Raw genomic sequence first — 656 nt, 5'->3', positions numbered from 1 at the left:
TGAACACCACGGCGCTGATGCACTTCGCGATGCCGGTGCGCGACTCCGTGGTCCGCGAGACCGAGTGGTTCGCGGCGTACCCGCGCCTGGTCACCCTGGTCGGCAACGACGGCACCTCGCCGGAGGCCTACCGCCGGATGCTCGACACCGCGGCGGCGCAGGGCATCACCGGCATGGTCGACTTCGAGTTCGGCGCCAGCCGCGAGGAGTGGTCGGAGCGATGGACGCAGGGGTGCGACGTGCTCCGGATCCGGTGGGCGACGTACGCCGACACCCTCGACGACGTGATCGCCGCGGGCCTGCGCACCGGCGACCCGCTGGCGTGGGACCCGCGGCTGACGATGGGCCCGCTCAAGATCATCAGCGACGGATCGCTGAACACCCGGACCGCCTGGTGCTGCGAGCCGTACGGCGACGCGCACCGGCTGGAGTACCCGGCGGGCCAGCCGAACCTCGACGGCGCGGAGCTGCGCGAGCTGTTCGCGCGCGCGAACGCCGCGGGCCTCGAGGTCGCCTGCCACGCGATCGGCGACGCCGCCGTGGAGGAGGCCCTGGCGGCGTTCGCCGAGACCGGCGCCGGGGGCTCGGTCGAGCACGTGCAGATGGCCCGGCGCGACGACGTCCGCCGGCTGGCCGAGCTCGGCATCCGGGCCAGC

1 protein-coding gene is annotated in these 656 nt (G+C 74.2%); it reads left to right on the top strand.

Annotation, left to right across the window (positions count from 1 at the left end; translation table 11 throughout):
- Positions 1 to 17: 17 nt before the first annotated feature.
- Positions 18 to 656 (top strand): amidohydrolase family protein (locus tag Q0L15_RS23095; protein WP_296607201.1); only part of this gene is annotated, 639 nt, incomplete at its 3' end.

It is taken from the genome of Nocardioides sp., from assembly GCF_024509035.1.
Lineage (GTDB): Bacteria > Actinomycetota > Actinomycetes > Propionibacteriales > Nocardioidaceae > Nocardioides.
Note: the sequence above shows the minus strand (reverse complement) of the source record. Positions and strands in the feature narration are given on the sequence as shown.